This window comes from Halorubrum sp. AD140 (assembly GCF_034497445.1).
Taxonomy (GTDB): Archaea; Halobacteriota; Halobacteria; order Halobacteriales; family Haloferacaceae; genus Halorubrum.
Genome location: NZ_JAXRUU010000106.1, coordinates 1 through 5303, shown reverse-complemented (window position 1 = coordinate 5303; position 5303 = coordinate 1). Strand labels below are relative to the sequence as shown.

7 protein-coding genes are annotated in these 5303 nt (G+C 72.1%); 3 read left to right on the top strand and 4 right to left on the bottom strand.

Features of this window, described 5'->3' with window-relative positions; genetic code table 11:
• Positions 1-225 precede the first annotated feature (225 nt).
• Both U4E84_RS16115 and U4E84_RS16110 read right to left on the bottom strand, forming a co-directional pair.
• Entirely contained in the window at positions 226-930 is a 705-nt protein-coding gene (locus U4E84_RS16115; RefSeq protein ID WP_322533133.1) for a type I 3-dehydroquinate dehydratase, read from the bottom strand.
• Positions 931-1019: 89 nt separating this feature from the next.
• Positions 1020-1991 carry a transcription initiation factor IIB gene (locus U4E84_RS16110; protein WP_322533132.1) on the bottom strand — a complete coding sequence of 324 codons (972 nt, stop codon included), beginning with the start codon at positions 1989-1991 and terminating at the stop codon, positions 1020-1022.
• 217 nt (positions 1992-2208) lie between these two features.
• Between U4E84_RS16110 and U4E84_RS16105 the strand changes: the two genes are divergently transcribed.
• The 3 genes from U4E84_RS16105 to U4E84_RS16095 all read left to right on the top strand — a co-directional run bounded on the left by U4E84_RS16105 (position 2209) and on the right by U4E84_RS16095 (position 4036).
• Positions 2209-2994 (top strand): cobalamin-binding protein, encoded by a 786-nt coding sequence (locus U4E84_RS16105; RefSeq protein WP_322533130.1) that lies wholly within the window; start codon positions 2209-2211, stop codon positions 2992-2994.
• A 55-nt stretch (positions 2995-3049) separates the two neighbouring features.
• Positions 3050-3601 carry an inosine/xanthosine triphosphatase gene (locus U4E84_RS16100; RefSeq protein ID WP_322533129.1) on the top strand — a complete coding sequence of 184 codons (552 nt, stop codon included), beginning with the start codon at positions 3050-3052 and terminating at the stop codon, positions 3599-3601.
• A 180-nt stretch (positions 3602-3781) separates the two neighbouring features.
• On the top strand, positions 3782-4036 hold the full coding sequence (locus U4E84_RS16095; RefSeq protein ID WP_322533128.1) for a hypothetical protein: 255 nt from the start codon (positions 3782-3784) through the stop codon (positions 4034-4036).
• An 18-nt stretch (positions 4037-4054) separates the two neighbouring features.
• Here the strand turns inward: U4E84_RS16095 and U4E84_RS16090 are convergent, their stop codons facing one another.
• The gene (locus U4E84_RS16090; protein WP_322533127.1) at positions 4055-4663 is read right to left on the bottom strand and encodes a MarR family transcriptional regulator; all 609 of its coding nucleotides are present in this window, start codon (positions 4661-4663) and stop codon (positions 4055-4057) included.
• A gap of 88 nt (positions 4664-4751) precedes the next feature.
• Positions 4752-5303 (bottom strand): SPFH domain-containing protein (locus tag U4E84_RS16085; RefSeq protein WP_369698430.1); only part of this gene is annotated, 552 nt, incomplete at its 5' end.

The window sequence follows — 5303 nt, the reverse complement described above, 5'->3', positions numbered from 1 at the left end:
CCCCTTTGAGTCCCATCCCGCCCCGCGCCGCAGCCGCAGCCTCACGCCTCCCCGGCCTCGGCGGGCGGCCCGGCGCGGGCAGAGCCGCGCCGGCCCGCCACCTCCCTCGCACGCGCTCCTCGCGCCCGCTGGGCGCTCGGAGGCGCGCAGGGCGAGAGCGAAGCTCTCGCTTGCAGTCGGCGCGTAGCGCCGGCGACACCGCCGCGCCGTTTGTTTACAAAGAGGTCAATCGTCCGCCCCGCCCTCCCGCAGCCCGTCGACGAGGTCTCTGAGCGTCGCGAGCGGGTACTGGCCGGGCGCGGTCGCGTTCGCGGGGTCGACGGGCGCGTAGCCGATCTTCGAGCCGTACACGGGCGTGACAGCGCGGGTGTGGCGGCCGGGCTCGCCCATGCACATCGTCGCGACGCGGTGGCCGGCCGCGGTCGCCTCGTGGGTCGCCCGGATCATCGCGAGCGCGTCGGCCGGGGCGGTCGCCGTCGTCGCCAGCTTCCCCACGTCGCCCTCGCTCGCCGCGTCGGCGAGCAGGTCGACGAGGGCCCCGGGCTCCGGCGTGGACTCGAAGTCGTGGACCGAGACGACGACGTCGACGCCCTCCTCGCGGGCCGTGTCGCGGAGCGCGGTCGCGTGCGACCGCTCGCCCTCCGGCGCGCTCCCGCGGAGGGCCGCGAGCTCGACGTCGACCGCGGCGACCGCGGCGTGCCCGAGCGCGGTCGAGAGCGCGTCGTAGCGACCGAGGTCCGCGGCCTCGCCGCCCTCCCACGACGCGCGGTTGGTGACGAGCAGCGGGAGCTCGCCGTCGTAGCCGTCGAGCTGGGCGAGGGGGTCGCTCGCGAGGTCCATCCGGAACTCCACGGCGTCGGCGTGCTCGCGGGCGCGCGGCTCCTCGGAGAGGTCGGCCGTGCTCGCGGTCAGGACGAACTCCTCGAACATAGACGGGGCTTCCGGGGGCGGGGACTTAGCTGTGTGCGTCCGGAACGGAATCGAAACGGGATCGGCGGACGAAAAGAGAGACGGCGCGCCTACGCGACGAGGCCGTCCTCGGCCTCCAACAGCTCGTGGTACCGGTTCCGGATCGTGACCTCGCTGATGTCGGCGACCTCGCTCACGGCGGCCTGCGTCGTCTTCTCGTTGGTGAGCAGCGCGGCGGCGTAGACGGCGGCGGCGGCGAGTCCGACCGGCGACTTGCCCGAGTGGACGCCCTTCTCCTTGGCGTTGCGCAGGAGGCTCTTCGCGCGCATCTCGGACTCCTCGGAGAGCTCCAGGTCGGAGGCGAACCGGGGGACGTACTGCTCGGGGTCGGCCGGCTTCACTTCGAGCTTGAGCTCGCGGACGACGTAGCGGTACGTCCGGGCGATCTCGGCCTTCTCGACGCGGGAGACGTCGGCGATCTCGTCGAGGCTGCGCGGGACGCCGGCCATCCGGGCGGCGGCGTACACGCAGGAGGTGGAGACGCCCTCGATGGAGCGGCCGGGGAGGAGGTCCTCGTCGAGCGCGCGGCGGTAGATGACGGAGGCGGTCTCGCGGACGTTGTCCGGGAGGCCCTGCGCGCTGGCCATGCGGTCGATCTCGCCGAGCGCCTGCTTGAGGTTGCGCTCCTTGGAGTCGCGGGTGCGGAACCGCTCGTTCCACTTGCGGAGCCGCTGCATCTTCTGCCGCTGGCGCGCGCCGAGCGACCGGCCGTACGCGTCCTTGTCGCGCCAGTCGATGTTCGTCGAGAGCCCCTTGTCGTGCATCGTGTTCGTCGTCGGGGCGCCGACGCGGCTCTTCTCATCCTTCTCTCGGGAGTCGAATGCGCGCCACTCCGGTCCGCGGTCCACCGAGTCGGCCTCCACGACGAGCCCGCAGTCGGCACAGACGCTCTCGCCGTGCTCCTCGTCGTTGATGACGTTCCCGCCGCACTCCGGACAGCTGAGCGTCTCGTCCGTGCGTTCCGATTCGTCCTCGGTCTTCGTTCGGGAGCGACTCCCTCGCGTGTGTAGTCGTTCACTCATGGCTAAACCCCCTCCCGGTAACTGAACACGGACCGAGAGCGATCTTACCCGATAGACGGTGGAACCGAACTTAAAACGACCGGAACGTGTCGCCGGAAACCCGACGAAAGGACACGATCTATCACGCGTTCTCGGCGATCGACGACACCCGTCTCGACCGCCGTCGCGAGCGGCCCGACCGAAACGCTTGGGCCGACGGCGCGCGGAGTCGACACCGATGACCGCCCCACGCGTCGTCTCGCTGGCTCCGAGCGCGACCGCGACCGTGACCGCCCTCGGCGCCGCCGACACACTCGTCGGCGTCACCCACCACTGCGGTCCGCCGGCGGAGGCGGGCGCGGCACACGCCGAGGCGGCGCGCGACGGGAAACTCCCGGAGGCCGTCGGCGGCTGGCTGAACCCCGACCTCGACCGCGTCGCCGACCTCGAACCTGACGTCGTCCTCACGAGCGACGGGCTGCAGGCCGACCTCGGCGACGCGTGGCGGGAGCGCGGCCTCGACGTCCGACACCGCGAACCCGCGACGCTCAACGAGGTGATCGAGGCGTTCGCCGCCCGCGGTGCGGACGTTGGCGACCCCGGGGCCGGCGAGCGGCTCGCGGAGGAGTCCCGGAGCCGGCTCGATCGAATCGCCGAGGCGGTCGCGGACCGCCCGCGTCCGACGGTCTACTGCGAGGAGTGGTCCGACCCGCCGATGGCCGCCGGCAACTGGGTGCCCGGCGCCGTGCGCGCCGCCGGGGGTCGGTATCCCTTCGTCGACCCCGGCGAGCGCTCCCGCGAGGTCGACCTCGCGAGCGTCGAGGCCGCCGATCCCGACCACGTCGTCGTCCACGTCTGCGGCCACGGCGACCGGATCGACCCCGCGACCGTCGAGGGGCGGAACTGGACCGTCGACGCGCCCGTGCACGTGATCGAGGACTCGCTCTTGAACCAGCCGAGCCCCGCGCTGATCGACGGAATCGAGCGGCTGGCCGAGCTGTTCCACCCCGGAGCCGTCGCGTGAGGACGGCCGATCGAGACCCGACGCCTACTCGTAGCCCGACCGCGAACGTCCCCACATGCGAGTCGGCGTCGGCAGCGGCAATCCGGTGAAGCGGCGCGCGGTCGAACGGGTGTTGGAGTCGTCGGGAACCGACCTCGTCGACGACTCGCCGGGCGATACGACGACCGTCGCGGTCGAGTCCGTCCCGGTCCCGTCCGGCGTGAGCGAGCAGCCGACCGGCCACGCCGAGACGGTCGCCGGCGCGGAGAACCGGGCCGCGGCGGTCCTCGACGCCGGCGCGTACGACCTGGGCGTCGGCATCGAGGGCGGTGTCGCGCGGTTCGACGGCGCCGACGGACTCTTCCTCGTCATGTGGGCGGCGGTCGCGGACGGGTCGGAGGTCGGCCGCGGCGCCGGGCCGAGCCTCGAGCTCCCGGCCGACGTGGCCGCGCGGATCGACGAGGGCGCGGAGCTCGGTCCCGTGATGGACGACGTCCTCGACACGACGGGAGTCGCGCGACGGGGCGGCGCCGCCGGGGCGCTCACGGGCGGCCGCGTCGACCGCGCCGACGCGCTCGCGACGGCGGTCGCCGGGGCGCTCGGTCCGTTCGTCTCCGATCTGTACTGAGTCCGTCTCCGATCCGCACTGAGTCGGCGCCGGGCGGGCGGGACCAGCGGTTCGGCGATCGTACCGGAATCGGGGACTCGTTCGGGATCCGGGAAATCGGCCGGCGGAGAAATCGCCGGACCGCGCCGTGTTAACCGCGTCTACCAACTGGCTTATGTCCGGACGACGCCTCTCGCCAGTATGAGCACGGCCCACCCGGACGCGGTCGCCGTCGAGCACGCCGGTCTCTCCGCGAAACAGCGCCGGATCCTGCGGTACCTCCGCGAGAACGCCGGCGACCGGACGTACTTCAAGTCGCGACTCATCGCCGACGACCTCGGTCTCTCCGCGAAGGAAGTCGGCGCGAACATGGGGGCCGTCGCCGAAGCGGCGTCGGCGATCGACGTCGAGAAGTGGGGCTACTCCTCGGGGACGACGTGGATGGTGACGGCCTAGGGGCCGGGAGCCCGTCGTCTACGGGTCGTAAACGACGAGCGAGGCCGCGTCGTCCGCGAACGCGACGGCGTCGGCGTCGAAGGAGTCGGCGTACCGGACCACGAGCGTGAGCAGCCGCTCCGGCTCGGTCAGCGCGTAGCCGTCGGTGCGGTCGAGCAGTCCCGCCTCGTCGAGCGCGGCGGCGGCGGCACTGATCGTCGGCCGCGAGACGCCGAGCTCGGCCGCGAGGTCGGCGCCGGTCGTTCCCGGATCGCGCAACAGCGCGAGCACCATGCCGCGCGGGGTGTCGCGCCTGAGATATCCCAGCGCGCGCTTGTCGAGGTCGTCGAACCGGCCGGCCGGGAAGTACCGTCGATAGTCGGCGTCTTTCGTCGACTCGACCTCCCCGGCCTCCTCCAGCTTCCGGAGGTGATGCTGCGCCTCGCCCGTCCCGAGCCGGAGGTCGTCGCGGAGTTTCGAGAAGTGCGCGCCGGGGGTCGTCGGCACGTACCCGCGGATCGCCTCGCGCGTCTCGTTCGCGTCGTCGCCCGCGTCGGCGCTCGCGGTCCCGACGAACGGCGCGGCGGCTCCGATGGCGGCGAACCGCCGGAGCGTCTCGCGCTTCCGCCCGTCGAACCTATCAGTCACGCGAGAGGTTAATGCGTGCGCGGACAAAAGCACTTCGTTCGTGGCGGAACCGGTGCTCGAAGCCCGTTCGAGGCCGATGTGCGCCCGATCAGGTTTCGCGCTCGACCTCGCCGTCGGTCGGTTCCTCGTCCATCTCCTGGATGACCTCGTCGGCCGACTTGATATCCGCGCCGGCGCCGCCGGCCTTGACCGCCTCCGCCTCCTTCTCCAGCTCCTCGACGTCCATCTCGGCGGCCTCGTCGATCTGGCCGAGGATCTCGTCGATGTCGTCGAGCCCGAGCATCTTGCGGGTGTCGTCGTCGAACTCCTGGCCCTCTAACCCCTCCATCTGCTGGACGTCGGAGCCGGAGAGCGCCTTGCCGTAGCGGCCGACGAGGCTGGTGAGCTCCTGCGGGAGCACGAACGTGGTGGACTCGCCCTGACCGATCTCGGCCAACGTCTCCATCCCGCGCTCGATGATGGCGCGCTCGCCCATCGATTCGGCCGAGCGCGCCCGGAGGACGGTGGAGATCGCGTCCCCCTGCGCCTCGAGGATCTGCGACTGCTTCTCCCCCTGCGCCCGGATGATGTTCGACTGCTTGTCACCCTCCGCCTGCTCGACCGCCGAGCGGCGTTCCCCCTGCGCTTCGAGGATCATCGC